The 26649-nt window shown below is 65.7% G+C and carries 25 protein-coding genes and 1 pseudogene; 16 read left to right on the top strand and 10 right to left on the bottom strand.

What is annotated here, in order from left to right:
- The first annotated feature begins 38 nt into the window (after nt 1-38).
- On the top strand, nt 39-980 hold the full coding sequence (locus NJF35_RS00825; protein WP_225788653.1) for an AEC family transporter: 942 nt from the start codon (nt 39-41) through the stop codon (nt 978-980).
- Between the two features lie 54 nt (nt 981-1034).
- The gene (locus NJF35_RS00830) at nt 1035-2399 is read left to right on the top strand and encodes an amino acid permease (protein ID WP_225788654.1); all 1365 of its coding nucleotides are present in this window, start codon (nt 1035-1037) and stop codon (nt 2397-2399) included.
- A 58-nt stretch (nt 2400-2457) separates the two neighbouring features.
- On the opposite strand, the gene NJF35_RS00835 is transcribed toward NJF35_RS00830, so the two are convergent.
- From NJF35_RS00835 to gatC, 6 genes are all read right to left on the bottom strand, one after another.
- Nucleotides 2458-2832, bottom strand: a complete 375-nt coding sequence (locus NJF35_RS00835; RefSeq protein ID WP_225788655.1) for a carboxymuconolactone decarboxylase family protein — start codon at nt 2830-2832, stop codon at nt 2458-2460.
- A gap of 10 nt (nt 2833-2842) precedes the next feature.
- Entirely contained in the window at nt 2843-3886 is a 1044-nt protein-coding gene (locus NJF35_RS00840; RefSeq protein WP_225788666.1) for a calcium/sodium antiporter, read from the bottom strand.
- A gap of 61 nt (nt 3887-3947) precedes the next feature.
- Complete coding sequence (locus NJF35_RS00845) at nt 3948-4358, bottom strand: septal ring lytic transglycosylase RlpA family protein (RefSeq protein ID WP_225788656.1); 411 nt, start codon at nt 4356-4358, stop codon at nt 3948-3950.
- A 118-nt stretch (nt 4359-4476) separates the two neighbouring features.
- On the bottom strand, nt 4477-5922 hold the full coding sequence (gatB, locus tag NJF35_RS00850) for an Asp-tRNA(Asn)/Glu-tRNA(Gln) amidotransferase subunit GatB (RefSeq protein ID WP_253081373.1): 1446 nt from the start codon (nt 5920-5922) through the stop codon (nt 4477-4479).
- A gap of 11 nt (nt 5923-5933) precedes the next feature.
- Complete coding sequence (gatA, locus tag NJF35_RS00855; RefSeq protein ID WP_225788657.1) at nt 5934-7385, bottom strand: Asp-tRNA(Asn)/Glu-tRNA(Gln) amidotransferase subunit GatA; 1452 nt, start codon at nt 7383-7385, stop codon at nt 5934-5936.
- A 15-nt stretch (nt 7386-7400) separates the two neighbouring features.
- Entirely contained in the window at nt 7401-7688 is a 288-nt protein-coding gene (gene gatC, locus NJF35_RS00860) for an Asp-tRNA(Asn)/Glu-tRNA(Gln) amidotransferase subunit GatC (protein WP_225788658.1), read from the bottom strand.
- 201 nt (nt 7689-7889) lie between these two features.
- On the opposite strand from gatC, the gene mreB reads away from it, so the two are divergent.
- From mreB to tldD, 8 genes are all read left to right on the top strand, one after another.
- Nucleotides 7890-8927 carry a rod shape-determining protein MreB gene (gene mreB, locus NJF35_RS00865; protein WP_003255163.1) on the top strand — a complete coding sequence of 346 codons (1038 nt, stop codon included), beginning with the start codon at nt 7890-7892 and terminating at the stop codon, nt 8925-8927.
- A 229-nt stretch (nt 8928-9156) separates the two neighbouring features.
- Complete coding sequence (mreC, locus tag NJF35_RS00870; RefSeq protein ID WP_410900157.1) at nt 9157-10167, top strand: rod shape-determining protein MreC; 1011 nt, start codon at nt 9157-9159, stop codon at nt 10165-10167.
- Nucleotides 10167-10655: a rod shape-determining protein MreD gene (gene mreD, locus NJF35_RS00875; protein ID WP_253090584.1), complete on the top strand. Its 489-nt coding sequence runs from the start codon at nt 10167-10169 to the stop codon at nt 10653-10655. Before mreC ends, mreD begins: the two co-directional genes overlap by 1 nt.
- 34 nt (nt 10656-10689) lie before the next feature.
- Entirely contained in the window at nt 10690-11289 is a 600-nt protein-coding gene (locus tag NJF35_RS00880) for a Maf family protein (RefSeq protein WP_225787159.1), read from the top strand.
- 54 nt (nt 11290-11343) lie between these two features.
- A complete protein-coding gene (gene rng / locus NJF35_RS00885) occupies nt 11344-12801 on the top strand; it encodes a ribonuclease G (RefSeq protein WP_225787160.1) in 1458 nt (485 codons plus the stop codon).
- 82 nt (nt 12802-12883) lie between these two features.
- On the top strand, nt 12884-16705 hold the full coding sequence (locus NJF35_RS00890; protein WP_253090585.1) for a YhdP family protein: 3822 nt from the start codon (nt 12884-12886) through the stop codon (nt 16703-16705).
- Nucleotides 16702-17553, top strand: coding sequence for a carbon-nitrogen hydrolase family protein (locus NJF35_RS00895; protein WP_253090586.1), 852 nt, complete (start codon nt 16702-16704; stop codon nt 17551-17553). Before NJF35_RS00890 ends, NJF35_RS00895 begins: the two co-directional genes overlap by 4 nt.
- 2 nt (nt 17554-17555) lie before the next feature.
- Complete coding sequence (gene tldD / locus NJF35_RS00900) at nt 17556-18995, top strand: metalloprotease TldD (protein WP_253090587.1); 1440 nt, start codon at nt 17556-17558, stop codon at nt 18993-18995.
- Nucleotides 18996-19076: 81 nt separating this feature from the next.
- On the opposite strand, the gene yjgA is transcribed toward tldD, so the two are convergent.
- Nucleotides 19077-19598, bottom strand: coding sequence for a ribosome biogenesis factor YjgA (gene yjgA / locus NJF35_RS00905; protein WP_225787164.1), 522 nt, complete (start codon nt 19596-19598; stop codon nt 19077-19079).
- A gap of 109 nt (nt 19599-19707) precedes the next feature.
- On the opposite strand from yjgA, the gene pmbA reads away from it, so the two are divergent.
- The 6 genes from pmbA (at nt 19708) to NJF35_RS00935 (ending at nt 25013) form a co-directional block, all read left to right on the top strand.
- A complete protein-coding gene (gene pmbA / locus NJF35_RS00910; RefSeq protein WP_253090588.1) occupies nt 19708-21054 on the top strand; it encodes a metalloprotease PmbA in 1347 nt (448 codons plus the stop codon).
- 183 nt (nt 21055-21237) lie between these two features.
- Nucleotides 21238-21639: a FagA protein gene (locus NJF35_RS00915; protein WP_225787166.1), complete on the top strand. Its 402-nt coding sequence runs from the start codon at nt 21238-21240 to the stop codon at nt 21637-21639.
- A complete protein-coding gene (locus NJF35_RS00920) occupies nt 21632-23008 on the top strand; it encodes a class II fumarate hydratase (protein WP_253090589.1) in 1377 nt (458 codons plus the stop codon). Before NJF35_RS00915 ends, NJF35_RS00920 begins: the two co-directional genes overlap by 8 nt.
- Before the next feature lie 25 nt (nt 23009-23033).
- Nucleotides 23034-23495, top strand: coding sequence for a DUF2753 domain-containing protein (locus NJF35_RS00925; protein WP_253090590.1), 462 nt, complete (start codon nt 23034-23036; stop codon nt 23493-23495).
- Nucleotide 23496: 1 nt separating this feature from the next.
- Nucleotides 23497-24108, top strand: coding sequence for a superoxide dismutase (locus NJF35_RS00930; RefSeq protein ID WP_253081368.1), 612 nt, complete (start codon nt 23497-23499; stop codon nt 24106-24108).
- A gap of 11 nt (nt 24109-24119) precedes the next feature.
- Nucleotides 24120-25013, top strand: a complete 894-nt coding sequence (locus NJF35_RS00935) for a ZIP family metal transporter (protein WP_253090650.1) — start codon at nt 24120-24122, stop codon at nt 25011-25013.
- A gap of 45 nt (nt 25014-25058) precedes the next feature.
- Here NJF35_RS00935 and NJF35_RS00940 read toward each other — a convergent pair.
- From NJF35_RS00940 to rapZ, 3 genes and pseudogenes are all read right to left on the bottom strand, one after another.
- Nucleotides 25059-25193, bottom strand: a pseudogene (locus NJF35_RS00940) (transcriptional regulator); the annotation flags it as partial.
- A gap of 307 nt (nt 25194-25500) precedes the next feature.
- Nucleotides 25501-25773 (bottom strand): HPr family phosphocarrier protein, encoded by a 273-nt coding sequence (locus tag NJF35_RS00945; RefSeq protein WP_225787170.1) that lies wholly within the window; start codon nt 25771-25773, stop codon nt 25501-25503.
- Between the two features lie 20 nt (nt 25774-25793).
- Nucleotides 25794-26648, bottom strand: a complete 855-nt coding sequence (gene rapZ / locus NJF35_RS00950) for an RNase adapter RapZ (RefSeq protein WP_225787171.1) — start codon at nt 26646-26648, stop codon at nt 25794-25796.
- Nucleotide 26649 lies beyond the last annotated feature (1 nt).

Here is a 26649-nt window from a genome sequence, read left to right on the forward strand (position 1 = left end):
ATCATTAGCCCCCTAACGGCAACCCCTCAGGACCTGCAATGCTCGCCCTCTTCATCCAGACGCTGAACATCACGGCCCCGGTGTTCGCCATGCTGTTCATGGGCGTGCTTCTCAAGCGTATCCGGCTGATCGACGACAATTTCAACAAGGTCGCCTCGACCTTGGTCTTCAACGTCTGCATGCCGGCCCTGCTGTTCCTCGGCATCTACCACGCCGACCTGGCCGCCGCGGTCAAGCCTGGGGTCCTCCTGTATTTCGTCGCCGCGACCCTGCTCAGCTTCGCCATTGCCTGGGGCCTGGCGATCTGGCGCTGCCCGCCGGCCGATCGCGGCATCTATACCCAGGGTGCGTTCCGCGGCAACAACGGGGTGATCGGCCTGGCCCTGGCGGCGAGCCTGTATGGCGACTACGGCATCTCCCTGGGCGCGGTGCTCGCCGGCCTGGTGATCCTCATGTACAACTCGCTGTCGGTGGTGGTCCTGGCGGTCTACAGCCCGGACCTGAAGTCCGACCCCTGGAGCCTGTGCAAGAACATCTTCAGCAACCCGTTGATCCTCAGCGTACTGGTGGCCACGCCCATGGCCTACGGCCAGGTGCCACTGCCCAATTGGTTGCTGACATCCGCCGACTACCTGGCCCAGATGACCCTGCCCCTGGCGCTGATCTGCATCGGTGGCACCCTGTCGCTGGCGGCCTTGCGCGACAGTGGCAAGCTGGCCATCGACGTCAGCCTGGTGAAGATGGTCTGGCTGCCGCTGTTGGGTACCCTGGGCGCCTGGCTCTGCGGTTTCCGTGGCGCCGAACTGGGCATCCTGTTCCTCTACATCGGCAGCCCGACGGCAGCGGCGAGCTACGTCATGGCGCGGGCGGCCAACGGCAATCACCAGTTGGCGGCCTCGATCATCGTGATCACCACGCTTTTGGCGGCAATCACTACCAATATCGGCATTTTTATCTTGCAGTGGGGCGGATGGATCTAGATCCTCGACTGCCGACAACACCAACAACACTGCCTCCTGACCTGAGGACACTTCATGCAAGACCAGCGTACGCCCGAGCAGTTGCAGCGCGGGCTGAAGAATCGCCATATCCAGCTCATCGCACTGGGTGGCGCCATCGGCACCGGGCTGTTCCTGGGTATCGCCCAGACCATCCAGCTGGCCGGCCCGTCCGTCCTGCTGGGCTACGCCGTGGCCGGCCTGATGGCCTTCCTGATCATGCGCCAGTTGGGCGAGATGGTGGTCGAGGAGCCGGTCGCCGGTAGTTTCAGCCACTTCGCCCACCAATACTGGAGCGAGTTCGCAGGCTTCGTCTCGGGCTGGAACTACTGGGTGGTGTACGTGCTGGTGGGCATGGCCGAGCTGACCGCGGTCGGCATCTACGTGCAGTACTGGTGGCCGGGCTTCCCCACCTGGGCCACGGCGGCGATCTTCTTCGTGGTGATCAACGCGATCAACCTGACCCAGGTGAAGGTGTATGGCGAGCTGGAGTTCTGGTTCGCCCTGGTCAAGGTGGTGGCCATCGTCAGCATGATCGTCTTCGGTGCCTGGCTGCTGGGCAGTGGCCAGGGCGGGCCGGACGCCAGCGTGGCCAACCTGTGGCAGTACGGTGGCTTCTTCCCGAATGGCGTCACCGGCTTGATCATGGCCCTGGCGGTGATCATGTTCTCCTTCGGTGGGCTGGAGCTGGTGGGGATCACCGCTGCCGAAGCGGACAACCCGCGTGTGAGCATCCCGAAGGCCACCAACCAGGTGGTCTACCGCATCCTGATCTTCTACATCGGCGCCCTGGCGGTGCTGCTGTCGCTGTATCCGTGGCAGAAGGTGGTGCAGGGCGGCAGCCCGTTCGTGATGATCTTCCATGAACTGGACAGCGACCTGGTGGCCACCGTGCTCAATGTCGTGGTGCTTACTGCGGCCTTGTCGGTCTACAACAGCTGCGTGTACTGCAACAGCCGCATGCTGTTCGGCCTGGCGACCCAGGGCGATGCGCCGCGCCAGTTGCTCAAGGTCAACCGCCGTGGCGTGCCGCTGGCGGCGCTGGGCGTCTCTGCCGTGGCCACCGGCCTGTGCGTGGTGATCAACTACCTGATGCCGGGCGAAGCCTTCGGCCTGCTGATGGCCCTGGCGGTGTCGGCGTTGGTGATCAACTGGGCGAGCATCAGCATCACCCACCTGAAGTTCCGCAGGGCCAAGCTGGCGGGGGGCATCGTGCCGTTCTACCGCAGCTGGGGGCATCCGCTCACCAACTACTTGTGCCTGGCGTTCATCGCGCTGATCCTGGTGGTGATGTACCTGACGCCGCCGATCCGCATCTCGGTGATGTTGATTCCGCTGTGGATCGCGGTGCTGTGGGTGGCGTTTCGTCTGAAGAAGCAGCGCCAGCTCGTCAGGGGCTGATCTGTTCTTTCACGGTGGAGCATTCGCGGGCTTGCCCGCGAATGGCGCGCCGCGAAAATCAGGCTGGGTAGCTGTCGATCACTTCCTGTGCCGCGCGGAACGCGTCGATCGCCGCCGGCACCCCCGCATAGACCGCGCAGTGCAGCAGCGCCTCGCGGATTTCCTCCACCGTGCAGCCGTTGTTCAGTGCGCCACGCACATGACCCTTGAGCTCTTGCGGGCACTTCAAGGCCGTCAGCGTGGCCAGGGTGATCAGGCTGCGGGTCTTCAGCGCCAGTCCTTCGCGGGCCCAGACGCTACCCCAGGCGTGCTCGTTGACGAAGTCCTGCAGGGGTTGGGTGAAGTCGGTGGCATTGCCCAGGGCACGGTCGACGAAGGCGTCGCCCATTACCTGGCGGCGGATCTGCTCGCCGGATTTGCGTGTGTCAGCCATGTTGTTTTCCTTAGTGTTGGCGGCGCCAGGCGCGCAGGGTCGTGTACAGCAAGAGCACCCCGAGCACCGGCATCACGTAGAACAGCATCAGTTTTTCCAGGCGACCGGCCAGCGGCATGCCAGTGGTGAAGGCCACCACGTGCAGACCATAGGCCAGGTACAGGCAGAGGAATACCAGGCCTTCGGCGCGGGTGACTCGATAGCCGGAGTAGAACACCGGCAGGCTCAGCGCGGCCACCCCGAGCATCACCGGCAGGTCGAAGTCCAGGGCGTTGGGCGAGATCGACAGCGGTTCGGGGGTAACCAGCGCGGTCAGCCCCAGCACTGCCAGCAGGTTGAACAGGTTGCTGCCGATCACCGTACCCACCGCGATCTCCCGCTCCCCGCGCAGGGCGGCCACCAGGGCGGCAGCCAGCTCTGGCAGGGAGGTGCACACGGCGACCACGGTCAGGCCAATGATCCGCTCGGACAATCCCAGGTCCGTGGCCACCTCCACCGAGGCCTCCAGCAGCAGGTGGCCGGCCAGGCTCAGGAGAACCAGGCCGAGCAGGACCTGCAGCGTCGCAGCGCTCCAGAAGCGCCCTGCGCTGGTGTGTACCGCCTCGGGCGCCGGGTAGGTACGGGCGTAGTGGCGCGACTGATGCCAGAGCATCCCCAGGTAGCCCAGCAGGCCAAGCAGCAGCAACAGGCCTTCCAACCGGCCGAACTGGCCGTTGGCCGCCAGCAGGTAGACCAGGCCGCTGGCGACGATCATCAATGGAATGTCCAGGCGCACCAGTTGCCTGGACACACGCAACGGGATGATCAGCGCAGCCAGGCCCAGGATCACCAGGACATTGAAGATGTTGCTGCCGATCACGCTGCCCACGGCGACATCCGGTGCGCCCTGGTAGGCCGCCTGCAGGCTCACGGTGAGCTGCGGCGCGGTGCTGCCGAACGCCACCAGGCTCAGGCCGATGATCAGCGGTCGTACATGCAGGCGCAGGGCCAGGCGCACGGCGGCGCGCACCAGCAGCTCGGCGCCGATCACCAGCAACACGAGGCCCAGGCCCAGTTGCAGGAGGCTGAAGGTGGGGAGGGTGGCCAGGTCGAAAATGGTCGAGACTCCTGTCGGCTCAGTTGCTCAGACCTTGTACCCGGACGCGCGCCGTTCCGCTACGGAGCATGCCGATTTTTTCTGCCGCGGCGCGCGACAGGTCGATCAGCCGGCCGCGAGTGTGCGGACCGCGGTCGTTGATGCGCACCACCACGCTGCGCTGGTTGGCAAGGTTGGTGACCCGCACCCGGCTGCCGAAGGGCAGGCTGCGGTGGGCGGCGGTCAGGCCGTGCTGGTTGAAGGGTTCGCCGCTGGCGGTGCGCTTGCCGTGGTGGCGTGAGCCGTACCAGGAGGCCGTGCCGGACTGGTCGTAGCCGCGGGGGTCGATGTCGTGGCTGGCGCAGCCGGCCAGCAGGAAGAGGAGCGCCAGGGCGCTGAGGGCGTGTCTTGTCAAGTCGAAGGCTCCGAGACTGCATCCTTTGCGGCCCATCGCGGAGCGAGCCCGCTCCCACTGGTTCCCGAAAGGCCCAGGGGGCGGGGAACCTGTGGGAGCGGGCTCGTCCCGTGAACGAGGGCGGGGCCCTCGTCGGGCTACAGGGGTAAAACGATTACCCTTCGAGCTTGGCCTTGAGCAATTGGTTCACTTGCCCCGGGTTGGCCTTGCCCTTGGAGGCCTTCATCGCCTGGCCGACGAAGAAGCCGAACATCTTGCCGCGCTTGGCCTCGTCGGCGGCGCGGTACTGTTCGACCTGCTCGGCGTTGGCGGCGAGCACTTCGTCGAGCATCTTGTCGATCGCGCCGGTATCGGTGACCTGCTTGAGGCCGCGGCTCTCGATGATGCTGTCGGCGTCGCCTTCACCGGCGGCCATGGCCTCGAACACGGTCTTGGCGATCTTGCCGCTGATGGTGTTGTCGCGGATGCGCAGCAGCATGCCGCCGAGCTGCTCGGCGCTGACCGGCGCCTGGTCGATCTCCACGCCCAGCTTGTTGAGCAGGCTGCCCAGCTCGACCATCACCCAGTTGGCGGCCAGCTTGGCGTCGCCGCCGATGCTGGCGACCTTCTCGAAGTAGTCGGCCTGCTCGCGGCTGGCCGCCAGCACGTTGGCATCGTAGGCCGACAGGCCGTACTGGCTCTGGAAGCGCTCGACCTTCTGTTGCGGCAGCTCCGGCAGGCCAGCGCGGACGGTTTCCAGGAAGCTGTCCTCGATGACCACCGGCAGCAGGTCCGGGTCGGGGAAGTAACGGTAGTCGTTGGCTTCCTCCTTGCTGCGCATGGAGCGGGTCTGGTCCTTGTTCGGGTCGTACAGGCGGGTTTCCTGCACCACCGTGCCGCCGTCCTCGATCAGGTCGATCTGGCGCTGGATCTCGTAGTTGATCGCTTTCTCGATGAAGCGGAACGAGTTGACGTTCTTGATCTCGCAGCGGGTACCGAACTCGGCCTGGCCCTTGGGGCGTACCGAGACGTTGCAGTCGCAGCGCAGCGAGCCCTCGGCCATGTTGCCGTCGCAGATCCCGAGGTAGCGCACCAGGGCGTGGATCGCCTTGACGTAGGCCACGGCCTCCTTGGCGCTGCGCATGTCCGGCTCGGACACGATCTCCAGCAGCGGGGTGCCGGCGCGGTTCAGGTCGATGCCGGTGGAGCCGCTGAAGTCTTCATGCAGGCTCTTGCCGGCGTCTTCCTCCAGGTGCGCGCGGGTGATGCCGACGCGCTTGATGGTGCCGTCCTCCAGGGCGATGTCCAGGTAGCCCTTGCCGACGATCGGCAGGTCCATCTGGCTGATCTGATAGCCCTTGGGCAAGTCGGGGTAGAAGTAGTTCTTGCGCGCGAACACGTTGCGCTTGCCGATCTGGGCATTGATCGCCAGGCCGAACATGCAGGCCATGCGCACGGCTTCCTGGTTGAGCACCGGCAGCACGCCGGGCATCCCCAGGTCGACCAGGCTGGCCTGGGTGTTCGGCTCGGAGCCGAAGGTGGTGGCGCTGCCGGAGAAGATCTTCGACTGGGTGGCGAGCTGGGTATGAATCTCCAGCCCGATCACAACTTCCCATTGCATGTGTGAATTCCTCAGAAGCCGTTGGGGGCGCGGGTGTGCCAGTCGGTGACTTGCTGGTAGCGGTGCGCGACGTTGAGCAGGCGGCCTTCCTGGAAGTACGGGGCCAGCAACTGCACGCCCACCGGCAGGCCATCGACGAAGCCGGCGGGCATCGACAGGCCCGGCAGGCCCGCCAGGTTGGCGGTGATGGTGTAGACGTCCTCGAGGTAGGCGGCGACCGGATCGCTGCTCTTGGCGCCGAGCTTCCAGGCTGGGTTCGGCGTGGTCGGGCCAAGGATCAGGTCGACCTCTTCGAAGGCGGCCATGAAGTCGTTCTTGATCAGGCGGCGGATCTGCTGCGCCTTGAGGTAGTAGGCGTCATAGTAGCCAGCCGACAGGGCATAGGTGCCGACCATGATGCGCCGCTGCACCTCGGCGCCGAAGCCTTCGCCACGCGAGCGCTTGTACAGGTCGGTGAGGTCCTTGGGCGCCTCGCAGCGATAGCCGAAGCGTACGCCGTCGAAGCGTGACAGGTTGGAGGAAGCCTCTGCCGGGGCGATCACGTAGTAGGCCGGGATGGCGTGCTGCATGTTCGGCAGGCTGATTTCCTTCACCACCGCGCCGAGCTTTTCCAGCTCCTTGACGCTGGCCTGGACCAGGTCGGCGATGCGCGAGTCGAGGCCGGCGCCGAAGTATTCCTTCGGCAGGCCGATGCGCAGGCCTTCCAGCGAGCCGTTCAGCGCGGCGCTGTAGTCCGGTACCGGCTCGTCGATGCTGGTGGAGTCCTTGGCATCGAAGCCGGCCATGCCTTGCAGCAGCAGGGCGCAGTCCTCGGCGGTGCGCGCCATCGGGCCGCCCTGGTCGAGGCTCGAGGCGTAGGCGATCATGCCCCAGCGCGAGACGCGGCCGTAGGTCGGTTTGAGGCCGGTGAGGTTGGTCAGGGCCGCCGGCTGGCGGATCGAGCCGCCGGTATCGGTGCCGGTGGCGGCCGGCAACAGGCGCGCGGCCACGGCGGCAGCCGAGCCGCCCGACGAGCCGCCAGGAACGTGCTCGAGGTTCCACGGGTTCTTCACCGCGCCGTAATGGCTGGACTCGTTGGCCGAGCCCATCGCGAACTCGTCCATGTTGGTCTTGCCCAGGGTGACCATGCCGGCTTCGGCCAGCTTGGCGACCACGGTGGCGTCATAGGGCGCCTTGAAGTTGTCGAGCATCTTCGAGGCGCAGCTGGTGCGGATGCCTTGGGTGCAGAACAGGTCCTTGTGGGCGATCGGCGCACCGAGCAGGGCGCCGCCCTCGCCGGCGGCGCGGCGGGCGTCGGCGGCACGGGCCTGTTGCAGGGCCAGCTCCTCGGTGACGCTGATGAAGCTGTTGATCTGCGGGTCGAGTTGCTGGATGCGCGCCAGCAGGGCGGCGGTCAGCTCTTCGGAGGAAAACGACTTGTCGGCGAGTCCGCGGGCGATCTCGGCCAGGGTCAATTGATGCATGGCAGGCTCTATCCCTTACTCGATGACTTTCGGAACCAGGTACAGACCGTTCTCGGTCGCCGGGGCGATGGCCTGGTAGGCATCGCGCTGGTTGCTTTCGGTGACCTGGTCGGGGCGCAGGCGCTGGCTGGCCTCCAGGGGGTGGGCCAGGGGTTCGATACCGCTGGTGTCGACAGCTTGCATCTGGTCGACCAGCCCGAGAATACTGTTCAAGGCATCGGTAATGCGTGGCAGTTCGCCTTCATTCAGGCCCAGGCGGGCCAGATGGGCGATCTTTTCCACGTCGCAGCGTTGAAGCGCCATGGGGATCTCCAGGAGAAACGGAACGGATGGGGTCCGCGATGAGGAACATGCCGGCATTCTGGCGGTCATACGGCCGCGATCATCTGCTGGCGTGCTCGGAAAAACTGCCAATTTAACATATTGGCTCCTTGCCCAAAATCCCTGCCATTGTTAGAGTTTGCCGCACTTTTTTACCCACGCTTTGCCTAGGGTCACTTTCCCATGTTCAAGAAACTGCGTGGCATGTTTTCCAGCGATCTGTCCATCGACCTGGGGACTGCCAACACCCTTATTTACGTGCGTGAGCGCGGTATCGTCCTGAATGAGCCCTCGGTCGTTGCCATCCGTACCCACGGCAACCAGAAAAGCGTCGTCGCAGTCGGTACCGAGGCCAAGCGCATGCTGGGTCGCACGCCCGGCAACATTGCCGCCATTCGTCCGATGAAGGATGGCGTGATCGCCGATTTCAGCGTTTGTGAAAAAATGTTGCAGTACTTCATCAACAAGGTCCACGAGAACAGCTTCCTGCAGCCCAGCCCACGCGTGCTGATCTGCGTACCGTGCAAGTCGACCCAGGTCGAGCGCCGCGCCATTCGCGAGTCGGCCCTGGGTGCCGGTGCCCGTGAAGTGTTCCTGATCGAAGAGCCGATGGCCGCCGCCATCGGTGCCGGCCTGCCCGTTGAAGAGGCCCGCGGCTCGATGGTCGTCGACATCGGTGGCGGTACCACCGAGATCGCCCTGATTTCCCTGAACGGCGTCGTCTACGCCGAGTCCGTGCGGGTCGGCGGCGATCGTTTCGACGAAGCCATCGTCACCTACGTGCGCCGCAACTACGGCAGCCTGATCGGCGAGTCCACCGCCGAGCGCATCAAGCAGGAAATCGGCACCGCCTACCCGGGCGGCGAAGTCCGCGAAGTCGACGTGCGTGGCCGCAACCTGGCCGAAGGCGTGCCGCGTGCCTTCACCCTCAACTCCAACGAAGTGCTCGAGGCCTTGCAGGAGTCGCTGGCGACCATCGTCCAGGCGGTCAAGAGCGCCCTGGAGCAGTCGCCGCCCGAGCTGGCCTCGGACATCGCCGAGCGCGGCCTGGTGCTGACCGGTGGTGGCGCCCTGTTGCGCGACCTGGACAAGCTGCTGGCCCAGGAAACCGGCCTGCCGGTGATCGTCGCCGAAGACCCGCTGACCTGCGTCGCCCGTGGCGGTGGCCGTGCGCTGGAAATGATGGACAAGCACGCCATGGACCTGCTCTCCAGCGAGTGAGCCCAGGCGCTGTCCGTCACCTGGCAGTGTCAACGCCCGGTTTACAGGTAGCACCCGCAGTGCTACCTGTATGTGCTTGGCTGGCGTCCGTCCGGGCGTCGTTTCCGTCAACCCGCAAGCAGGCCGGTGCATTGCCCCATGTCCAATGACCTCCTGAAACGTCGTCCACGAGGAACGGCCCATTAAACCGCTTTTCTCCAAGGGCCCTTCGCTGGGCGTTCGTCTGCTCGTGCTGGTGGTGCTGTCGGTCGCGCTGATGGTGGTCGACTCGCGCTTTGCCGTGCTCAAACCGGTGCGCAGCCAGATGGGGCTGGTGCTGATGGAGTCCTATTGGGTCACCGACCTGCCGCAACGCCTGTTTCAGGGCGTGGCCAGCCAGTTCGGCAGCCGCACCGAACTGATCGCCGAGAACGAGAAACTCAAGACCGAGGCCCTGCTGCTGCAGGGGCGCCTGCAGAAGCTGGCGGCCCTGACCGAGCAGAACGTGCGCCTGCGCGAGCTGCTCAACTCCTCGGCGCTGGTCAACGAGAAGGTGGAGGTGGCCGAGCTGATCGGTGTCGACCCTAACCCCTTCACCCATCGCATCCTGATCAACAAGGGCGAGCGCGACGGCGTGTTCCTCGGCCAGCCGGTGCTCGACGCCCGTGGCCTGATGGGCCAGGTGGTCGAGCTGATGCCCTACACTTCGCGGGTGCTGCTGCTGACCGATACCACCCATAGCATCCCGGTGCAGGTCAACCGCAACGGTTTGCGCGCCATCGCCAGCGGCACCGGCAACCCGGAGCGCCTGGAGCTGCGTCATGTGGCCGACACCGCCGATATCAAGGAAGGCGACCTGCTGGTCAGCTCCGGCATGGGCCAGCGCTTCCCGGCCGGCTACCCGGTGGCCACGGTCAACGAGGTGATCCACGACTCCGGCCAGCCGTTCGCCATCGTCCGCGCCATTCCCACCGCAGCGCTCAACCGTAGCCGCTACATGCTGCTGGTATTCAGCGACCGGCGTTCGCCGGAACAGCGTGCCACGGAGGCGGCGATCGCCCAGGAAGAGGCTGACCGCAAGGATGCGGCAGGCAACGGCCAGGCCACGGGCGACGGTGGGCAGGGCACGCCTGCCCCGTCCGCCACCACGCCGGGCGCCGTACCCGCCGCGCCGGCAACCCCCGCCCCCGCCGCCCCAGGCGCGGCCCCTGCCAGCCCGGCAGCGGCCCCCGCGGCGCCGAATACCCCCGGGAGAGAATGATGGCAGGTTCGCGCAGCAAGAACGGCTGGGCCATCTGGCTGACCTTCGTGATCGGCCTGTTGCTCAGCGTGTCGCCCATGCCCCAGTTCATGGAAGTGTTCCGGCCCATGTGGCTGGCCTTGCTGGTGTCCTTCTGGGCCCTGGCGGTGCCGCACAAGGTCGGCATGACCACGGCCTTCGTCCTGGGCCTGGCCGAGGACGTCCTGTATGGCACCTTGCTGGGTCAGAACGCCCTGATCCTGACCCTGATCACCTTCCTGGTGCTGTCGCTGCAACAGCGCCTGCGTATGTTCCCCATGTGGCAGCAGAGCCTGGTGATCCTGGTGATCTTCGGTATCGCCCAACTGATCCAGCTGTGGCTCAGCGCCCTGACCGGCAATCGCTTGCCGACCCTGGCGCTGGTCTGGCCGGCGGTGATCAGCGCGTTGCTCTGGCCATGGATCAGCTTCGCCCTGCGCGATCTGCGCCGCCGCCTGCACATCAACTGACGGCCATCATCGCCGCTGACAGGGAGATGTCGACATGATTCCGCTGTATCTGGCCTCTGGCTCGCCGCGCCGTCGTGAACTGCTGACCCAGATCGGCGTGCCGTTCACCACCGTCAGTGCACCCATCGACGAGACCCCGCGGCCTGGCGAAGGCGCGGCCGAGTACGTCGAGCGCCTGGCCCGGGCCAAGGCCGCAGCCGGGCTGGCCCAGGTAAGCGGGCCAGGGGTGGTGCTGGGCGCCGACACCGCCGTGGTGCTCGATGGTCGCATCCTTGGCAAGCCGCAAGATCGCGAACACGCCTTGGCCATGCTGGCCGAGCTTTCCAATCGTGAACACCAGGTACTCACCGCCGTCGCCCTGAGCGATGACCAGCGTTGCCTGAGCGCCTGTGTGGCGAGCAACGTGCGCATGCGTGCCATCGGTGCGCAGGAGGCCGAGCGCTACTGGGCCACTGGCGAGCCGCTGGACAAGGCCGGTGGCTACGCCATCCAGGGGCTGGGGGCGGTCTTCGTCACGAGCCTCGTCGGCAGCTATTCGGCGGTGGTCGGTCTGCCCTTGAGCGAGACGGCCGACCTGCTGGCGCAATTCGCCATCGCCTGCTGGCAGCAACATGAGGATTCAGCACCGCGCTAGCCAGCTATCCGCCAGCGATCCATCATTACCTGAGACCTTTGACGAGAGCCTGCCATGAGTGAAGAGATCCTGATCAACATCACCCCGATGGAGTCACGCGTGGCAGTGGTGGAAAACGGCGTGCTGCAGGAGGTGCATGTCGAACGCACCCAGCGCCGCGGCATCGTCGGCAACATCTACAAGGGCAAGGTGGTGCGGGTGCTGCCGGGCATGCAGGCGGCCTTCGTCGACATCGGCCTGGAGCGCGCCGCCTTCATCCACGCATCGGAGATCTCCCAGCGCGAAGGTTCGGCGGTGGAGACCATCACCGCGCTGGTCCACGAGGGCCAGGCCCTGGTGGTGCAGGTGACCAAGGACCCGATCGGCACCAAGGGCGCACGCCTGACCACCCAGCTATCGATCCCGTCGCGCTACCTGGTGTACATGCCGCGCAGCAGTCATGTCGGTATCTCCCTGAAGATCGAGGACGAAGCCGAGCGCGATCGCCTCAAACAGGTGGTCAGCGACTGCATGGAGCAGGAGGATATCCGCGATGCCGGCGGCTTCATCCTGCGCACTGCCGCCGAGGGCGCCCGCGCCGAAGAGATTCTCCAGGATATCCGCTACCTGCGCCGCCTGTGGGAGCAGATCGGCAGCCAGATCAAGACCTGCGGTGCGCCGTTGGTGATCTACGAGGACCTGGGCCTGGCCTTGCGTACCCTGCGCGACCTGGTCAACCCGAAGATCGAGAAGATCCGCATCGACTCCCGGGAAACCTTCCAGAAAACCACGCAATTCGTCGGCGAGCTGATGCCTGAGATCGCCGACCGCCTGGAACACTACCCGGGCGAGCGGCCCATCTTCGACCTCTATGGCGTCGAGGACGAGATCCAGCGTGCCCTGGAACGCAAGGTGCCGCTCAAGTCCGGCGGCTACCTGGTGGTCGACCCGGCCGAGGCGATGACCACCATCGACGTCAACACCGGCGCCTTCGTCGGCCACCGCAACCTCGAGGAAACCATCTTCAAGACCAACCTCGAGGCGGCCACCGCCATCGCCCGGCAACTGCGCCTGCGCAATATCGGCGGGATCATCATCATCGACTTCATCGACATGGAGGACGAAGAGCACCAGCGCCAGGTCCTGCGGACCCTGGAGAAGCAGCTCGAGCGCGACCATGCCAAGACCAACATCATCGGCATCACCGAGTTGGGCCTGGTACAGATGACCCGCAAGCGCACCCGCGAGAGCCTCGAGCAGGTGCTCTGCGAGCCCTGCATCGCCTGCCAGGGGCGTGGCAAGCTGAAGACACCCGAGACCGTGTGCTACGAGATCTTCCGCGAGATCCTCCGTGAGGCCCGGGCCTACCAGGCCGAGGGTTACCGGGTGCTGGCCAACCAGAAGGTGGTCGATCGCCTGCTCGACGAGGAATCTGGCAACGTCGCGGAGCTCGAGGCTTTCATTGGCCGAACCATCCGTTTCCAGGTGGAGTCCATGTATTCCCAGGAACAGTACGATGTGGTGTTGCTCTGACGCGTTATGAACACCCACGGCGCTCGGACGCACTGGCAAAGCCACGGCACCGAGCCATAGTTAAGGCACGACTTGGAGGGCCATGGCCATGGGACGTCTGACCCGCGTTCTGATCGCCTTGACCCGTTGGGGGCTGGGGCTCTGCGCCCTGTTCGCGGTGCTGGTGGCGCTGTATGTCAGCCTCGGCCGGCAATTGACCCCCCTGGTGGCCGAGTACCGTGCCGACGCCGAGATCAAGGCCGAGCAGGCCCTGGGCCTGCCGGTACATATCGGTGCCCTGGAAGGTCGTTGGAGCGGCCTGGCGCCAGTGTTGCAGGTACGTGACCTGCAACTGGGCGAGGACGCCGCGGCCTTGCGCCTGGACGACGTCAAGGTGGTGCCGGACCTGTGGGCCAGCCTCAAGGCGCGCGAGCTGCGCCTGGCGAACGTCCAGCTCGGCGGCCTGCAACTGATCCTGCGCGAGGACGAACAGGGCGCCTGGGTGCTCGAAGGCCTGCCACGCAAGGATGACACCCCGGCGGATCCGGCGCAGGTCCTGCGCAGCCTGGGGCAACTGGGCCGCATCGATGTGTTCGACAGCCAGGTCACCCTCCACCCTTGGCAACGCGACCCCTTGACCCTCACCTACGTCAGTGCGGGCTTGCGCGCCGGCGCCTCGCGCCAGGTGCTGGACCTGCGGGCCACCCTGCCCGATGGCCAGCCCCTGGCCGCCAGCCTGCGTGGTCGTGCCGTACCCGGCAACTGGCGCGACAGTCGGCTCGAGGCCTACCTGAGCCTGCCGCAAAGCGACTGGGCCCGCTGGTTGCCGCCGCGCCTGCTGGGGCCGTGGCAGGCCACGACGCTGCGCGCCGGTGGCGAGTTCTGGATCGATTGGAACAAAGGACAACTGCAGCGCGCGGTGGCCCGCCTCAATGCACCGCAGTTGCAGGGCGCCCACGTCGGGCGTAAGGCCGTCACCCTCGACAACCTTGCCCTGAACGCCTGGCTTCGGCGGGGCAAGGACGGCTTCGACGTCACCGTGGACTCGCTCGCGGCCAGCATCGGCGAGACCCGCTGGGAAACCCACCTGCAACTGCAACAGCGGTCAGGCACTGATCCGAGCCAGGAAAACTGGCAGGTCCAGGCCGATCGCCTCGACCTGACGCCGCTGACACCGCTGGTCGACGCCCTGGCACCGTTGCCGGACAACGTCATGACCGTGGTCGATGCCCTCAAGGTGACCGGTGCCCTGCGCAACGTGCGCCTGGACATCCGCCCCAAGGCCGAGGGCGACCAGCGTCTGAGCTTCGCCGCCAACCTGGAGAAGGTCGGTTTCGACGCCTATCACGGGGCGCCGGCGGCCGGCAACGTGAACGGCAGCATCAGCGGCGACCTCGGACACGGCGAGCTGCGCTTGGATAGCGACGCCTTCATGCTGCACCTGTACCCGATCTTCGCCAAACCCTGGCACTACCAGAAGGCCAACGCCCGGCTCACCTGGCAACTGGACAAGGACGGCTTCACCCTGGTTGCGCCGTATATCAAGGTGCTGGGGGAGGAGGGCAAGATTGCCGCCGACTTCCTCATCCGCCTACTGTTCGAGGAAGGGCGCGAGGATTACATGGACCTGCGCGTGGGCCTGACCGAAGGCGACGGGCGCTACACCGCCAAGTACCTGCCCGAGGTGCTCAGCCCGGCGGTCGACGAGTGGCTGCGCAGCGCTATCGTCAAGGGCACCGTCGACGAAGGCTACTTCCAGTACCAGGGTTCGCTGAACCATGGTGCGCCGCCGCAGGCGCGCAGCATCAGCCTGTTCTTCAAGGTGCGCGATGCGTCACTGGACTTCCAGCCTGGCTGGCCGCAGGTGCAGCAGGTCGATGGCGATGTCTACATCGAGGACAGCGGCGTGCGCATCAAGGCCAAGCGTGGCTTGCTGCTCGACACCCAGGTCAGCGACGTCAGCGTCGACATCCCCCATGTCGAAGGCGACCAGCACAGCCACCTGTACCTGGAGGGCGACTTCGATGGCCATCTGGGCGATGGCCTGAAGATCCTCCAGCAAGCGCCGATCGGTACCGGCGAGATCTTCGCCGGTTGGGAAGGCGAGGGGCCGCTCAAGGGCAAGGTCAAGCTCGACATTCCCCTGGCCCATGGCCTGCATCCCAAGGTGCGGGTGGACTTCGCCACCGCCAATGCCCGCCTCAAGGTGGCGCCGCCGACCCTGGAACTGAGCCGTCTGAAGGGCGACTTCAGCTTCGACCTGGACAAGGGCCTGAGTGGCAAGGGCATCAGCCTGCAGGCATTCGGCAAGCCGGTCACCGCGCAGATCGTCGCCGAAGGCCGGCCCGGTCAGATGCAGACCCGTATCGATGCCAGCGGCCAGGTGGCGCTCAAGACGTTGACCGACTGGCTGCAGTTCGGGCAGCCGCTGCCGGCCTCGGGCGACCTGCCATACCGCTTGCGACTGAGCCTTGGCGCCCGCGACAACCGGTTGACGGTCAACTCCACGCTCAAGGGGCTGGCCATCGACCTGCCGGCACCGTTCGGCAAGGCTGCGGCGGACACCCGTGACAGCCGCTTCAGCATGACCCTGCAGGGCGAGGAACGACGCTTCGACGCCGGTTATGCCGACCTGGCCCGCCTGGCCTATGCCGCGCCGGCCGACAAGCTGGCCCAGGGCCGTGGCGAACTGTTGCTCGGCAGCGGCAATGCGCTGCTGCCCCCCGGCCAGGGCCTGCGCGTGCGTGGCCGGCTCGAAAGCCTGGACGTGGCGCCCTGGCAGCAGCAACTGGAGCGCTTCGCCGGCCAGGCGCCGGGTGACAATGCCCGGCAGAACCTGCTGGGCGTCGACCTGAGCATCGGTCAACTGAAGGCCTTCGGCCTGGACCTGAACCAGGCTGTGGTTCGCCTGGCCCGGGGAAGCGCGGCCTGGGACCTGCGCCTGGACAGCCGGGAGGTCATCGGCAATGCCCGCATCCCGGATGCCAAGGCCGCGCCCATGAGCGTGCGCCTGCAGACCCTGCGCCTGCCCGCGGCCGACCCGGCCCAGGTCCAGGCCGAGGATGCGCCTGACCCCTTGGCTTCCTTCGATCCGCGCAAGGCGCCGTCCCTCGACCTGACCATCGACAAATTGTTCCGCGGCGACGACCTGTACGGCCGCGCAGCGGTGAAGCTGCGGCCGACTGCGCGTGGCGTTTCGCTGAACGATATCGACCTCGACCTCAAGGGCTTGCGCATTGGCGGTAGCGGTGGCTGGGAGGGCGAGCCGGGGCGTAGCGCCAGCTGGTACAAGGGGCGCCTGGAGGGCAAGAACCTTGCCGAGGTGCTCAAGGGCTGGGGCTTTGCCCCGACCGCCACCAGCCGCGACTTCCGCCTCGACGTGGATGGCCGCTGGCCGGGCTCGCCAGCCTGGGTCGGTCTCCAGCGCTTCTCCGGCAGCCTCGACGCGGCCCTGCGTAGTGGCCAGTTCATAGAGGTGGAGGGCAGTGCCCAGGCCCTGCGGGTGTTCGGCCTGCTCAATTTCAACTCCATCGGCCGCCGCCTGCGCCTGGACTTCTCCGACCTGTTCGACAAGGGCCTGGCCTACGATCGGCTCAAGGGCCTGCTGGTGGCCAGCAATGGGGTCTACGTGACCCGTGAGCCGATCACCATCACCGGGCCATCGAGCAATTTCGAACTCGACGGCACCCTGGACATGGTCCGCGACCGGGTCGATGCCAACCTGCAGGTGACCCTGCCGGTGACCAACAACCTGCCCCTGGCCGCACTGATCGTCGGGGCGCCGGCAGTCGGTGGCGCGCTGTTCCTGGTCGACCGCCTGATCGGCGATCGCGTGGCCCGCTTCGCCAGCGTGCACTACCGCATCGAGGGCCCATGGAAAGAGCCTAGAATCACATTTGTGAAACCTTTCGAGAAACATCAATGAAGTCAGCGGTCATCCAGATGGTCAGCCAGGACGATGTGCTGGCCAACCTGCAACGTGCCACGGCCCTGCTGGAGCAGGCTGCCTTCGGCGGCGCCAGGTTGGCAGTGCTGCCGGAGAACTTCGCCGCCATGGGCCGGCGCGATGCGGCCGCGTTAGGCCGGGCCGAGGCCATGGGCGAGGGGCCGATCCTGCCATGGTTGAAACGCACGGCTCGCGACCTCAGGTTATGGATTGTCGCCGGTACCCTGCCGTTACCGCCGGTCGGCCAGCCCGATGCCAAGGCCCACGCCTGCTCGCTGCTGGTCGACGAGCATGGCGAGCTGGCGGCGCGCTACGACAAGCTGCACCTGTTCGACGTGGATGTCGCGGACAGCCGTGGCCGTTACCGGGAGTCCGACGACTATGCCCATGGCGGCCAGGTGGTCGTCGCCGACACCCCGGTGGGGCGTCTGGGCCTCTCGGTGTGCTACGACCTGCGTTTCCCCGAGCTGTACAGCGCCCTGCGCGCTGCCGGGGCAGAGCTGATCAGTGCGCCCTCGGCCTTCACTGCGGTGACCGGCGCGGCCCACTGGGAGGTGCTGATCCGCGCCCGGGCCATCGAAACTCAGTGCTACCTGCTGGCCGCGGCCCAGGGCGGCACCCATCCAGGGCCGCGGGAAACCCACGGCCATGCGGCGATCATCGACCCTTGGGGGCGGATCGTCGCCGAACAGGCGCGCGGCGAAGGCGTTTTGCTGGCCGAGCGCGATATCGATGAACAGGCGTCCATACGGGCGCGAATGCCGGTCGCCTTGCACCGGCGCTTTTTCTCGCAGGACGCCTTGCGGCCTGCGCACACCTCGGAGTGACTATGAGCCAGATGTTATCCACCGTCAGCGAGCAGCTCCTGGCCCCGGGCGGACTGACCCTGGACAGCCTGCAGGCTGTGCTGGGCGAGTTGGCCGGCCCCGGTATCGACGCCGCCGACCTGTATTTCCAGGGCCAGATCTCGGAAACCTGGGCCCTGGAGGACGGCATCGTCAAGGAAGGCAGTTTCAACCTCGACCAGGGCGTGGGCGTGCGGGCCCAATCTGGCGAGAAGACCGGCTTCGCCTACAGCAACGCGATCAACCTCGAGGCCCTGACCTCGGCGGCTCGTGCTGCCCGCTCGATTTCCCGTGCCGGCCAGGAGGGCCGTGTGCAGGCGTTTCGCAGCCAGGAGGTGACGCCCCTGTATGCCGCGGACAACCCCTTGGACGTGCTGAGCAGGTCGGAAAAGGTCGAGCTGCTCAAGCGTGTCGATGCTGCCACCCGGGCCCTGGACCCAAGGATCCAGCAGGTCACCGTGAGCATGGCCGGGGTCTGGGAACGCATCCTGGTGGCTGCCGCTGATGGCAGCCTGGCCGCCGACGTACGTCCGCTGGTGCGCTTCAACGTCAGCGTGATCGTCGAGCAGAACGGCCGGCGCGAGCGAGGTGGCCAGGGCGGCGGTGGGCGTACCGACTACCGCTATTTCACCGAGGAGCGGGTCATGGGCTATGCCCGAGAGGCGCTGCGCCAGGCGCTGGTCAACCTCGAGGCCAAGCCGGCACCGGCGGGTACCTTGCCGGTGGTGCTCGGCCCGGGCTGGTCCGGCGTGCTGTTGCACGAGGCGGTGGGGCATGGCCTGGAAGGCGACTTCAACCGCAAGGGCAGCTCGGCCTACAGCGGGCGCATCGGTGAAAAGGTAGCGTCGACGCTGTGCACCATCGTCGACGATGGCACCTTGGAAGGCCGCCGTGGTTCGCTGAGCGTCGATGACGAAGGGACGCCGACGGAATGCACCACGCTGATCGAGAATGGCATCCTCAAGGGCTACATGCAGGACAAGCTCAATGCCCGGCTGATGGGCATGGCCGTCACCGGCAACGGGCGCCGCGAGTCCTACGCGCACCTGCCGATGCCGCGCATGACCAACACCTACATGCGGGCCGGAGACAGCGATCCGCAGGAGATCATCGCTTCGGTGAAGAAAGGCCTGTATTGCGCCAACCTCGGCGGTGGGCAGGTGGACATCACCAGCGGCAAGTTCGTGTTCTCCACCAGCGAGGCCTACCTGATCGAGGACGGCAAGATCACCGCGCCAGTCAAGGGCGCGACCCTGATCGGCAACGGCCCGGAGGCCATGAGCCGAGTGTCGATGGTCGGCAACGACCTGGCCTTGGACAGTGGTGTGGGAACCTGTGGCAAGGATGGGCAATCGGTGCCGGTCGGCGTTGGCCAACCGACCCTGAAACTCGATGCCATCACGGTGGGTGGTACGGGAGCGTGAAAAAGTCGGGGCCGCCATGCAGTCCTTTCGCGACACGCAGCCGTTCCCGCGAGGGGCTGCGTGACAGCCCCGAGACGGGCCTCAGCGCAGGCCGCGCTGGGTTTCGTCGAGGTCGCGGATGTACTTGAAGACCTTGCGCGCGGCGGCAGGCGGCTTGTTCCGCGCCTTCTCGTGCTGGGCATGGCGGATCAGCGAGCGCAGGTGCTGGCGATCGGCCTCGGGGTACTCGTTGATGAAGCGCTCGAGGTCTTCATCGGTGCCATCGACCAGTCGGTCGCGCCAGCGCTCGAGGTTGTGGAAACGTTCGTTGTACTGGCGGCTCGAGCTGTCGATCTGCTCGAGCACGGCATGAATGGCGTCGAGGTCCTGGTCGCGCATCAGCTTGCCGACGAACGACATGTGGCGTTTGCGGGCGCCATGCGCGGTGTGCTTGACGGACTCGGCCAGCGCCTTGCGCAGCCCATCGGTCAAGGGCAGGCGCGCCAGGGTGTCGGCCTTGAGCGTGGTGAGACGCTCGCCGAGCTCGACCAGCGCGTGCAGTTCGCGCTTGATCTGGGTTTTGCTTTTTTCGCCGTCGAAGGCGTCGTCGTAAGAATCAACCATGGTGGCAGTCCGCTGGAAAACGCCGCCATGATAACCAGTCGGGGGCCGCTTGTCCGGTCCGGTCGTAGAATGACCCAAGCCGTACGCAGAATTTTGAGTGGAGAGAACCATGAGTGCAGTCCAGAGCGTAGGCCCCAAGGACCTGCCGGCGTTGCAGGAACAGGTCGAAGCGATCATCGCCGAAGCGCGCCGCCAGGGTGCCAGCGCCTGCGAGGTGGCGGTGTCGCTGGAGCAGGGCCTGTCCACCACGGTACGTCAGCGTGAAGTCGAAACGGTCGAGTTCAATCGCGACCAGGGCTTTGGCATCACCCTGTATGTCGGCCAGCGCAAAGGTTCGGCCAGTACCTCGGCGAGCGGCCCGGAGGCGATCCGCGAGACCGTGGCCGCCGCCCTGGCCATCGCCCAGCATACGTCCGAGGATAATTGCGCGGGGCTGGCCGACGCGGCGCTGATGGCCCGGGATATCCCCGACCTCGACCTTTACCACGACTGGGACATCAGCCCCGAGCAGGCCATCGAGAAGGCGCTGGCCTGCGAGGCGGCGGCTTTCGAGGCCGACCCACGCATCCGCAACGCCGACGGTACCACCCTCAATACCCACCAGGGTTGTCGGGTGTATGGCAACAGCCATGGCTTCATCGGCGGCTATGCCTCCACCCGCCATAGCCTCAGTTGCGTGATGATCGCCGAGGGCGAGGGGCAAATGCAGCGTGACTATTGGTACGACGTCAATCGCCAGGGCCACTTGCTGGCCGACCCGCGCAGCATCGGCCAGCGTGCCGCCCAGCGTGCCGCCAGCCGCCTTGGCGCGCGTCCGGTGCCGACCTGCGAGGTGCCGGTGCTGTTTTCCGCCGAGCTGGCGGGCGGCCTGTTCGGCAGCTTCCTGTCGGCCATTTCCGGCGGCAACCTGTACCGCAAGTCGTCGTTCCTCGACGGTGCCATCGGCCAGCGCCTGTTCCCGACCTGGCTGACCATCGACGAGCGTCCGCACCTGCCGCGGGCCCTGGGCAGCGCCGCGTTCGATGGTGACGGCCTGGCGACCTATGCCAAGCCGTTCGTCGACAAAGGTGAGTTGGTGTCCTATCTCCTTGGGACCTATTCGGGCCGCAAGCTGGGCCTGCCGAGCACGGCCAATGCCGGCGGTGTGCACAACCTGTTCGTCACCCATGGTGTGGAGGACCAGGCGGCGTTGATCCGGCGCATGGGCCGAGGCCTGCTGGTGACCGAACTGATGGGCCATGGGCTGAACATGGTGACGGGTGACTACTCGCGCGGCGCGGCGGGCTTCTGGGTGGAAGATGGCGAGATCCGCTTCCCGGTCCAGGAAGTGACGATCGCCGGTAACATGAAGGACATGTTCCAGCAAATCGTCGCCATTGGCAGTGATATCGAAACCCGCAGCAACATCCACAGCGGCTCGGTGCTGATCGAGCGGATGACCGTGGCGGGTAGTTGAACCTCAATCTGTGTGATGTCAATTGGGGCTGCCTAGCAGCCCCTTCATTGGGCACATTCGAATAAGCATCATCACGTCGTCGCGCCGATTTTTCACGGCGCGCGAGGCGTTGGTTTTCGCCTTGCTCTTGAAGTGATTCTATTTATCACTTAATAATGAATATCATTATCCAGTAACCCGGCGATGATGTTCATGAAACCCGTCCTCCACGAACTGCCCTACCTGGAAAACTGGCGCTGGCTCAGCCGGCGCATCCGCTGTGCCCTCGAACCCGACGAGCCCCGGCTGATCGATCACTACCTGGCCGAAGGCCGCTACCTGGTGTGCTGTACCGAAACCTCGCCCTGGACGGTGGCCCTGACCTCGTTCCGCCTGCTCCTGGATACCGCCTGCGACCGCATGCTGCCCTGGCACTGGCGTTGCCTGTGCCTGGACCAGGCCTGGCGTCCGTTGCTCGACCTGCGCAACCTCGACCGTCGCGAACAGAACCAACGCTGGCAGCCCTACGCCTTGCAACTGGCCAATTGCGTGCTGCTGCCTTCGATTTCTCCCGATGAACTGATGCAAGGACTTGATGATGAGTGATACCCGTATCGAGCGTGACAGCATGGGCGAACTGCAGGTGCCGGCCCAGGCGCTGTACGGTGCCCAGACCCAGCGCGCGGTCGACAACTTCCCGATCAGCGGCCAGCGCATGCCGGCCCAGTTCATCCGCGCGCTGCTGCTGGCCAAGGCCGCGGCGGCCAAGGCCAACGTCGAGCTGGAGCAATTGAGCGCCGAGCAGGGCGCAGCCATCGTCGAGGCGGTGGAGCAACTGCTGGCCGAGGATTTCATCCGGCACTTCCCGGTGGATGTGTACCAGACCGGCTCGGGCACCAGCTCGAACATGAACGCCAACGAGGTGATCGCCACCCTGGCCAGCCGCGTGCTGGGCGACAAGGTCAATGCCAACGACCACGTCAATTGCGGTCAGAGCAGCAACGACATCATCCCCACCACCATCCACGTGAGCGCCGCGCTGGCCCTGCACGAGCAACTGCTACCGGCGTTGCGTCACCTGGTCCAGGTGATCGAAGCCAAGGCTGACCAGGTGCATGCCTACGTCAAGACCGGCCGCACCCACCTGATGGACGCCATGCCGGTGCGCATGAGCCAGGTCCTCGGTGGCTGGGCTGCCCAAGTCAAGGCTGCCCAGGCGCATATCGAGGCGACTTTGCCGAGCCTGCAATCGCTGGCCCAGGGCGGTACCGCAGTGGGCACCGGGATCAATGCCCATCCGCAGTTCGCCGCGGGCTTCGCCCGCCAGCTCAGCGCGCTGACCCAGGTCGAGTTCACCCCCGGTGACAACCTGTTCGCCCTGATCGGCTCCCAGGATACCGCCGTGGCCCTGTCCGGCCAGCTCAAGACCACCGCCGTGGCCTTGATGAAGATCGCCAACGACCTGCGTTGGATGAACTCCGGCCCCCTGGCCGGCCTCGGCGAAATCGAGCTGCAGGCCCTGCAGCCGGGCTCCTCGATCATGCCGGGCAAGGTCAACCCGGTGATCCCGGAGGCCACTGCCATGGTCGCCGCCCAGGTGATCGGCAACGACGCGACCATCGCCGTGGCCGGGCAGTCGGGCAACTTCGAGCTCAACGTGATGTTGCCGGTCATCGCTCGCAACCTGCTCGAGAGCATCGAGCTGATGGCCAACGCCAGCCGCCTGCTCTCCGACAAGGCCATCGCCAGCTTCAAGATCAACGAGACCAAGCTCAAGGAGGCGCTGTCGCGCAACCCGATCCTGGTCACCGCGCTGAACCCGATCATCGGCTACCTGAAGGCCGCCGAGATCGCCAAGACTGCCTACAAGCAGGGGCGCCCGATCATCGACGTGGCGCTGGAGCACACTGACCTGTCGCGCGACCAGTTGGAGGCGCTGCTGGACCCTGAAAAACTCACCGCCGGCGGTATTTGATCCAGCACCGCCCAGGAGACACGTCATGCAGCACTGGAAACACACCACGGAAACCGCCAACCGCCTGTTCGAACAGGGCGAGCTGGTCGATGCCCGGGAACACTACCTGCAGGCCTTGGCGCTGGCCCAGGTGCTGTTCGAGCGCTGGCATGACGTGGACGAAGCGGTGGCTGCGTTCGTCATCGCCCACCACAACCTGGCCGACCTGCACTTGCGCCTGAACCAGCCTCATGAGAGCGCCGACTACCTGTGCGCCGCCCACCAGCGCTTGCTTCAGGCCAGCCAGGACCCGCGCCTGCCCCAGGCCCTGCGCGAGGCGGCGTTGCGCCACAGCGGCCGGACCTACACCGAGTTGCTGGGGTTCATCGCCGAATACGGCCAGTACCCGCGTACCGAGCGCCTACTCGATCGCCATGCGCCAGGGGCGAGCGAGCTGGCCGCCCAGCGCGAACCGATTCATCGTTCACACGCCTACGGAATCCATTGACATGCCCCATACCTTGCCTGCGTTGCCTTATGCCTACGATGCGCTGGAGCCGCATATCGATACCCAGACCATGGAGATCCACCACACCAAGCACCACCAGACCTACATCAACAACCTCAACGCCGCCATCGAAGGCACCGAATGGGCCGAATGGCCGGTCGAGAAGCTGGTGGGCGCGGTCAAGCAACTGCCCGAGCAACTGCAAGGCGCGGTGGTCAACCAGGGCGGCGGCCATGCCAACCACACCTTGTTCTGGACTGTGATGTCGCCCAAGGGCGGTGGCCAGCCCCAGGGCCAGGTGGCCAAGGCCATCGACGAGCAACTGGGTGGCTTCGAGGCCTTCAAGGAGGCTTTCACCAAGGCTGCGCTGACCCGCTTCGGCAGCGGCTGGGCCTGGCTCAGCGTGACCCCGGCCAAGACCCTGGTGGTGGAGAGCAGCGGTAACCAGGACAGCCCCTTGATGCACGGCAACACGCCGATCCTCGGCCTGGACGTCTGGGAGCATGCCTATTACCTGAAGTACCAGAACCGTCGTCCGGAATACATCGGTGCGTTCTACAACGTCATCGATTGGACTGAAGTCGAACGCCGCTACCTTGAAGCCCTGAAGTGAGTCGAACCGGTATGCGCTCGGAGGTGATGTCTGTCAGCAGTGTGCGCCTGTTTCGGCTGGCGCTGGGCACCTTGCTGTTGTTGGGCGGCACTGCGTTGCTGGTGGCGCGCGGCATCGCCTGGCTGGACCTCGAGCCGCGCATGCTGCGCGCCCTCGAGGGCGGAGCGCTGTGTGCCTTGGGCACGGCGCTGGGCGCGGTGCCGGTACTGGTCATCCGCAACATGCCGGTGGCCCTGGCCGACACCCTGCTGGGCTTCGGCGCTGGGGTGATGCTGGCGGCCACGGCGTTTTCCCTGATCATCCCCGGGCTGGATGCGGCCCAGGCCATTGGCTTCAGCCCTTGGGGCGCCGGTGGGCTGATCAGCTTCGGCCTGTTGTTCGGTGCCCTGTGCCTGTTCCTGGTCGACCTCAAGGTGTCGGGCGCCTCGCCGGAGGCTTTGGTCGGTGGCGAGAACAAGCCGGTGATCGCCGCACGGATCTGGCTGTTCGTCATTGCCATCATCGCGCACAACATCCCGGAAGGTATGGCCATCGGTGTGTCGGCCGGCGGCGGCATGGCCGATGCCGACAGCCTGGCCATGGGTATCGCCCTGCAGGACGTACCCGAAGGCTTGGTGATCGCCCTGGTGCTGGCGGGGGCGGGGATGCCACGTTTCAAGGCGTTCCTGATCGGGGCCGCTTCCGGGTTGGTCGAGCCGCTGGCGGCGGTGGTGTGCGCCTGGCTGGTGAACATCGCCGAGCTACTGCTGCCACTGGGCCTGGCCTGCGCGGCGGGGGCCATGCTGTTGGTGGTGACCCAGGAGATCATCCCTGAGTCTCGCAGCAACGGCCATCATCGCTTGGCCAGCCTGGGGCTGTGCGTCGGCTTCTGCCTGATGATGGTGATGGATACGGCGATGTCGTGAGCATGGCGAAGGTGGGGAGTACCTTTTTTTGCTTATGCCGTTGGCTCAGGCATAGATCACTTCCACGCGTCCTTCACGACGTGTGCGCGGGGCGGCCTTGATGACAATTTGTATATCCCGCCCCAGGCGCGCCAGGCACTCGATCATCTTCGTTTCGCTGATGCCGCGGAATAGACGGCGCGATAGGTGTTGTTGCCATGATCTTCCACGACTTCGAGCCTGAGAAGCCTTTCAAGGCCTTCGTTTGCGGATGCCTGCCTCCCTCCTGCGCCAAGTGCGGGGCAAAACCGAAGACATCTTGGACATCGGCGGGGCGTTTCTGAATATCTTTCCTACTGCTGGCGACCCAATACAAAGGCTTGATTTGCTTGTGTGGTTCCATGGGATCGCCTTCAATCCATACCGATATAGGTAAGGCAATCGAACAGAACCTGCTCCTGACAATTGGCAGGAGATGTTGCGCAAAGGTTCGAGGGAATCCCGGGGGCTATTCGCCTTCGTCGAAGCGATTGTTGATCAGTGCCACCAATGCATCCATGGCCGCGTCATCCTGCTCGCCCTCGGTGTGCAGGTGGACCTGGGTACCCTTGCCAGCGGCGAGCATCATCACCGCCATGATGCTCTTGCCATCCACCAGCTTGTCCGGTGCGCGGCCCACCCTGATCTGGCAGGGGAAGCGCCCGGCCACGCCGACGAACTTGGCGGCCGCCCGGGCATGCAGACCCAGCTTGTTGATGATGGTGATTTCGCGGGCGGGCATCGTGGTGCGGGTCCTGTGGGCTAGAGGTCGCGGTGGCGGACCTGGACGTTTTTCAGGGATTGCTGCAACTGCTGGCCCAGCCGTTCGGTCAGGTACACCGAGCGGTGGTGACCACCGGTGCAGCCGATGGCGATGGTGACATAGGCGCGGTTGCTGGCGGCGAAGCGTGGCAGCCACTTGAGCAGGTAGCTGGAGATGTCCTGGAACATCTCCTCGACATCCGGCTGGGCGTCGAGGTAGTCGATCACTGGCTGCTCCAGGCCGGAGTGCTCACGCAGTTCCGGCTTCCAGTAGGGATTGGGCAGGCAGCGCACATCGAACACCAGGTCGGCATCCACAGGCATGCCGCGCTTGAAGCCGAAGGACTCGACCAGGAAGGCGGTACCGGGCTCAGGCTGGTTGAGCAGGCGCAGCTTGATCGAGTCGCGCAACTGGTAGAGGTTGAGGCTGGTGGTGTCGATCTTCAGGTCCGCCAGGTCGGCGATCGGGCCGAGCAGTTCGCTCTCGACGCGGATCGCCTCGGCCAGGGAACGATCGGCGTTGGTCAGCGGGTGGCGCCGGCGGGTCTCGGAGAAGCGCTTGAGCAGGGTCTCCTCGTCCGCATCCAGGTACAGCACGTCGCACTGGATATGCCGGGCACGCGCCTCCTCGAGCAATTCGGGGAATCGCGACAGATGGCTGGGCAGGTTGCGTGCATCGATGGAGACGGCGACCTTCGGTTGCAGCATCTCGGTATTGACCAGCGCATTTTCCGCCAATTGCGGCAACAACCCGGCAGGCAGGTTGTCGATGCAGTAGTAGCCGTTGTCTTCCAGCACGTCGAGGGCGGTACTCTTGCCGGAGCCGGACCGGCCGCTGACGATGATCAGGCGCATG

Source organism: Pseudomonas guariconensis, assembly GCF_024127895.1.
GTDB classification, from domain to species: domain Bacteria; phylum Pseudomonadota; class Gammaproteobacteria; order Pseudomonadales; family Pseudomonadaceae; genus Aquipseudomonas; species Aquipseudomonas guariconensis_B.

Coding starts and splice junctions, on each gene's coding strand:
- gatB (WP_253081373.1), bottom strand. CDS start 5,922: ATGCAATGGGAAGTTGTGATCGGGCTGGAGATTCATACCCAGCTCGCC.
- mreD (WP_253090584.1), top strand. CDS start 10,167: ATGGCAGGTTCGCGCAGCAAGAACGGCTGGGCCATCTGGCTGACCTTC.
- tldD (WP_253090587.1), top strand. CDS start 17,556: ATGAGCCAGATGTTATCCACCGTCAGCGAGCAGCTCCTGGCCCCGGGC.
- NJF35_RS00895 (WP_253090586.1), top strand. CDS start 16,702: ATGAAGTCAGCGGTCATCCAGATGGTCAGCCAGGACGATGTGCTGGCC.
- NJF35_RS00945 (WP_225787170.1), bottom strand. CDS start 25,773: ATGCCCGCCCGCGAAATCACCATCATCAACAAGCTGGGTCTGCATGCC.
- gatC (WP_225788658.1), bottom strand. CDS start 7,688: ATGGCGCTTCAACGCTGCGACGTGGAAAAGATCGCCCATCTGGCCCGC.
- NJF35_RS00890 (WP_253090585.1), top strand. CDS start 12,884: ATGGCCATGGGACGTCTGACCCGCGTTCTGATCGCCTTGACCCGTTGG.
- NJF35_RS00835 (WP_225788655.1), bottom strand. CDS start 2,832: ATGGCTGACACACGCAAATCCGGCGAGCAGATCCGCCGCCAGGTAATG.
- mreB (WP_003255163.1), top strand. CDS start 7,890: ATGTTCAAGAAACTGCGTGGCATGTTTTCCAGCGATCTGTCCATCGAC.
- NJF35_RS00920 (WP_253090589.1), top strand. CDS start 21,632: ATGAGTGATACCCGTATCGAGCGTGACAGCATGGGCGAACTGCAGGTG.
- NJF35_RS00880 (WP_225787159.1), top strand. CDS start 10,690: ATGATTCCGCTGTATCTGGCCTCTGGCTCGCCGCGCCGTCGTGAACTG.
- pmbA (WP_253090588.1), top strand. CDS start 19,708: ATGAGTGCAGTCCAGAGCGTAGGCCCCAAGGACCTGCCGGCGTTGCAG.
- NJF35_RS00915 (WP_225787166.1), top strand. CDS start 21,238: ATGATGTTCATGAAACCCGTCCTCCACGAACTGCCCTACCTGGAAAAC.
- rapZ (WP_225787171.1), bottom strand. CDS start 26,648: ATGCGCCTGATCATCGTCAGCGGCCGGTCCGGCTCCGGCAAGAGTACC.
- NJF35_RS00935 (WP_253090650.1), top strand. CDS start 24,120: ATGCGCTCGGAGGTGATGTCTGTCAGCAGTGTGCGCCTGTTTCGGCTG.
- rng (WP_225787160.1), top strand. CDS start 11,344: ATGAGTGAAGAGATCCTGATCAACATCACCCCGATGGAGTCACGCGTG.
- NJF35_RS00825 (WP_225788653.1), top strand. CDS start 39: ATGCTCGCCCTCTTCATCCAGACGCTGAACATCACGGCCCCGGTGTTC.
- NJF35_RS00845 (WP_225788656.1), bottom strand. CDS start 4,358: ATGGGCCGCAAAGGATGCAGTCTCGGAGCCTTCGACTTGACAAGACAC.
- NJF35_RS00925 (WP_253090590.1), top strand. CDS start 23,034: ATGCAGCACTGGAAACACACCACGGAAACCGCCAACCGCCTGTTCGAA.
- gatA (WP_225788657.1), bottom strand. CDS start 7,385: ATGCATCAATTGACCCTGGCCGAGATCGCCCGCGGACTCGCCGACAAG.
- NJF35_RS00930 (WP_253081368.1), top strand. CDS start 23,497: ATGCCCCATACCTTGCCTGCGTTGCCTTATGCCTACGATGCGCTGGAG.
- yjgA (WP_225787164.1), bottom strand. CDS start 19,598: ATGGTTGATTCTTACGACGACGCCTTCGACGGCGAAAAAAGCAAAACC.
- NJF35_RS00830 (WP_225788654.1), top strand. CDS start 1,035: ATGCAAGACCAGCGTACGCCCGAGCAGTTGCAGCGCGGGCTGAAGAAT.